Below are 3,509 nucleotides of genomic sequence, written 5' to 3'. Positions count from 1 at the left end.
AGCCAGTTATTCGGCAGGAGTGTCGCAAATTTCTTTAATCTTGCGAGATTTCTTTCCTATAAAATAGAAAAAACACAAAGGATTAATCATGATTTTTAAAAAAATCAAGGTTAGGTGAGGACCATTCCGACTTCCCTTTTGTCTACAAACAGAAACCAGCCCGTAAGCTGGTTTTGCAACAATGATTATGCTTGAACTTCGTCTTTTTCGTAAATCGGCACCCATCCTGCCGCTGTAACGAAAATACGGACAGCAACAGTTTTCCGATCTTCTGCGAGCGTGAAATAATGTCTTGTTGATTCTGGTACACTAATAAGATCTCCTGGATTAAGACGTACATCAAACCACTGTTTATCATTGCCTTCTATGGCGAAGATACTAGTACCGCCTGCTATGAATCGCACTTCATCATCTTCATGGTGATGTTCCTGCTTAAAGTTTTCAAGCATTTGATCCAAGTTCGGATTTGCATCTGATAATGTGATGATATCATGCGCTTTATAACCTCTTCTTTCAGAGATTTCCGCTATCTCTGATTGGAATGTTACAAGGATTTCCTCCTTATCAGCATCTGTTAGATCGTATTTTTCCACAAGATGGGCCGGTAATTTAGAAATGTCCCATTGTTCATAAATAACCCCTTGTGTTTCTAAAAATCCTTTTACCTGTTCACCTTTTTCAATAACCTCGTTTGTTTCATGGAATCTGATCGTCGCCATCATTCATTCCTCCTCTATGAGTGCTTATCTTAAAGAAACTGCAAACGCTTTTTGTTGATTAAGCAATAGTTGGTATTGAAATAAAAATTCGCAAGCTTCAAGTATTCTTTTTGCTTCGAGTCCGCTTTTCCCCCAAACCGTAATGCCATGATTGCGAATCAGCACGGCGCCAGAGTCTGCTTCGACATGTGGCTTGAACTTATCAGATAACAGCGGAATGTCAGCGTGATTATATATGATTGGAATCCGAAGCTCCGAATCTTCCTCCCATCGATCGGTCGCTTTAATGATTTCATGGTTACGGAAGGAAACCTGGCCTTCATCTCCGTACAATTCTGATATCACATTATTTTCAACAGTATGGACATGGAGTACACAGTTCGCATTGGTTTTCCGGTAAATGACTGTATGAAGTAAAGTTTCGGCCGATGGTCTTAGGTTCGTTTCTTCAACTGGTTTTCCTTTTAAATCCACCAGTAAAAAGTCCGAATCCGTTTGCTTCCTTTTATCCTTACCGCTTGCCGTAATATAGAAGAAAGCGCTTTTGGGCTCACGGATGGACAAGTTCCCGCTCGTTCCCATAAACCAATCCCTTTCGGCCAGTTCAGCTTTAATATCTGCCAACTCCCGCCATTCTTTAGAATGATTGTTCACGCTTTAACCGCCTCCTGCCGCTTTAAAATGTCAATTACATCAAAAAATGTTTCAAATCCTTGATGTGGAATTCCTTCCCTTTCGCATTTTTCAAGCAGTATGTCACGGGCTATGACAAAATCGGCCTGTTTGGCCGCTTCAAAATCCGTTACTGAATCTCCAATAACGAATTTAAAACTTTCCGCACCCGCTATTTCCCTCATAATGGATGGCTTGCAGCAACCGCAATCATTATTACATTGATCATCACAATCATGCGGCCACTCAATATAAATCTTTTCCTTATCAAAAAATGCAAGGTTGCAATAAACGGACTCTGTTGGCAAGATATCATTTAAAAGCGGTGCAATGAAAAAATCCATTCCCCCGCTTACTATATATAAAGGGATGTTGGCTTGTTTCGTATACTCAACGAATTCATAAAACCCAGGACGAATGCCGGCCGTATTTCTTACATATTGGATGATATCATCCTTCAAGCCACTATCAAGCAGTGAAAACATCTCCCCAACTCCTGAAGATATACTGATTTTTTGCTGAAGGACATCGTCTTTCAACGCTTGCCATTCCGGAGGAGCAAATTTTTTCATGATGGAAATGATATTATCCGTGTTGGTGATCGTTCCGTCAAAGTCACAAAAGATGATCGGTTTCATTATTCTTATAGGCCTCCCCATAACACAAGAGCTTTTTTTAGTGTTTCTTCCTCAGCAGCCGCTTCAGATAAATCCTTTCCTGCTAGAACGGCTTCCACAGCAGAACGGAAAGCCTTGGCCCCGCCTTCTGCTCCGTCAGGGTGCCCGTGAACTCCCCCTCCAGCATTAATCACGCTATCTAGCCCAAAATCCTTGATCAGGTCCGGAACCATGCCCGGATGAATGCCTGCAGAAGGAACAGGGAAGGCTTTTTTCCATGAAAGTTCATCCTTTGTCAGAGCTTCAGCAATCGCCAAGGTCTCCTTTTTTTCCAGTGCGACATTTCCATAAGGGGATGGGAACAAAGATAAATCCGCTCCTGATAACCTTACTAATTTACCAAGTAATAATGGATAGCCGATCCCGTAAAATGATGAAGCTGCCAATGCCCCGCTATAGGCGGGGTGCGCCATGATCGGCAACTTGATACGATCATGTTCACTCAGGGCCTGCAATACATCCAAACCATATGTATGAACGTTGAACAATAAAGCATCTGCCCCTGCTTCAGCCGCCTGCTCTGCCTTATCCAGTAATTCAAATGTTTTCCCTGATAGATTGACTGCATATAAAGTACGGTGGCCAGTGGTTTCATGGACTTCATTCAATATTCTTTTTCCCGTTTTTATTCTATCGAAAAATGGAGTCAGTTCCTGGTCGAAGAGGATCTCATCATCTTTAACTAAGTCGACGCCCCCTAATGCTTGTTGCCTCAGTTGCTCATTATGGAATGCCAGGTCTCTTCCTAATACACCTTTAAAGATGCTCATCACCAGGGGACGGTTAAATACGCCAATCTTTTCCCTTATGCCTCCAATGCCAAATTGCGGTCCGGGAAAAGAGTTTTGAATATCACCGACAAAATCCAGGTCTATGAGTTTTATTTCTCCGTCCAATGAAAGTTTGCCGAAGACAGTCGTGAGGATTGCAGGTAAATCAAGGGAAAAATTCCCTGCCGGATAGGCAATTTTAATAAGCGAACGGTATACTTTACGATTAAAGTAGCTGTTTGCCCTCTCTTCTTCCAAAAGTGGTGTCACCGATACAACGCGCCCCTTATGTTTTTCCAGTTGTTTCTGGACTAAATGTGGCAGGTCCGTCCATGTCCCGACAGTCAAACCTAGGGCAATGCTCTCTGCTTTTTTCTCATGATTTCCAGTGAAGTCATGAATTGAATAAGTAGCGACTATCTCGCTCATCTGATCACTCCTATAACACGTTAGTAAACTCCCGATGTCATTAAACTGAAATTGGCTCAAAATGGCAAAAGCCCCTTCATAAAGAAGAGGCTTTAAAAAGCCATCTTCTTATCTCCCAGCCATTTGCTGCAAGAATTAGCACCGTGCCTTGCGGATTTCAGGAAATCCGGCGAAGAATTCCGCCCCATTTTACAATGGAATTACGGTCGGTTGCTGGGCTTCATAGGGCTAGTCCCTCCACC

4 protein-coding genes and 1 riboswitch are annotated in these 3,509 nt (G+C 42.5%); all 4 genes read right to left on the bottom strand.

What is annotated here, in order from left to right:
- Positions 1-185 precede the first annotated feature (185 nt).
- From ACFVSH_RS24230 to mtnW, 4 genes are read right to left on the bottom strand one after another with little or no spacing between them, the layout of a single operon-like run.
- Complete coding sequence (locus ACFVSH_RS24230) at positions 186-719, bottom strand: cupin domain-containing protein (RefSeq protein ID WP_387604210.1); 534 nt, start codon at positions 717-719, stop codon at positions 186-188.
- A gap of 24 nt (positions 720-743) precedes the next feature.
- Positions 744-1,373, bottom strand: coding sequence for a methylthioribulose 1-phosphate dehydratase (locus ACFVSH_RS24225; RefSeq protein WP_353872135.1), 630 nt, complete (start codon positions 1,371-1,373; stop codon positions 744-746).
- Positions 1,370-2,029, bottom strand: coding sequence for a 2-hydroxy-3-keto-5-methylthiopentenyl-1-phosphate phosphatase (locus tag ACFVSH_RS24220; RefSeq protein WP_387708278.1), 660 nt, complete (start codon positions 2,027-2,029; stop codon positions 1,370-1,372). The genes ACFVSH_RS24225 and ACFVSH_RS24220 overlap by 4 nt, the downstream gene beginning before the upstream one ends.
- Positions 2,030-2,034: 5 nt before the next feature.
- Positions 2,035-3,267, bottom strand: a complete 1,233-nt coding sequence (mtnW, locus tag ACFVSH_RS24215) for a 2,3-diketo-5-methylthiopentyl-1-phosphate enolase (RefSeq protein WP_387604206.1) — start codon at positions 3,265-3,267, stop codon at positions 2,035-2,037.
- 105 nt (positions 3,268-3,372) lie between these two features.
- A riboswitch (SAM riboswitch) is annotated at positions 3,373-3,509 on the bottom strand. This riboswitch is flagged as partial in the annotation.

Origin of the sequence: Peribacillus sp. NPDC058002, assembly GCF_042886655.1 — a bacterium.
GTDB lineage: Bacteria > Bacillota > Bacilli > Bacillales > DSM-1321 > Peribacillus > Peribacillus aracenensis.
This window is presented reverse-complemented; position numbering and strand designations above follow the sequence as displayed.

Excerpts from the sequence above, each read along its gene's own strand:
- mtnW (WP_387604206.1), bottom strand. The coding sequence starts at position 3,267 with ATGAGCGAGATAGTCGCTACTTATTCAATTCATGACTTCACTGGAAAT.
- ACFVSH_RS24220 (WP_387708278.1), bottom strand. The coding sequence starts at position 2,029 with ATGAAACCGATCATCTTTTGTGACTTTGACGGAACGATCACCAACACG.
- ACFVSH_RS24230 (WP_387604210.1), bottom strand. The coding sequence starts at position 719 with ATGGCGACGATCAGATTCCATGAAACAAACGAGGTTATTGAAAAAGGT.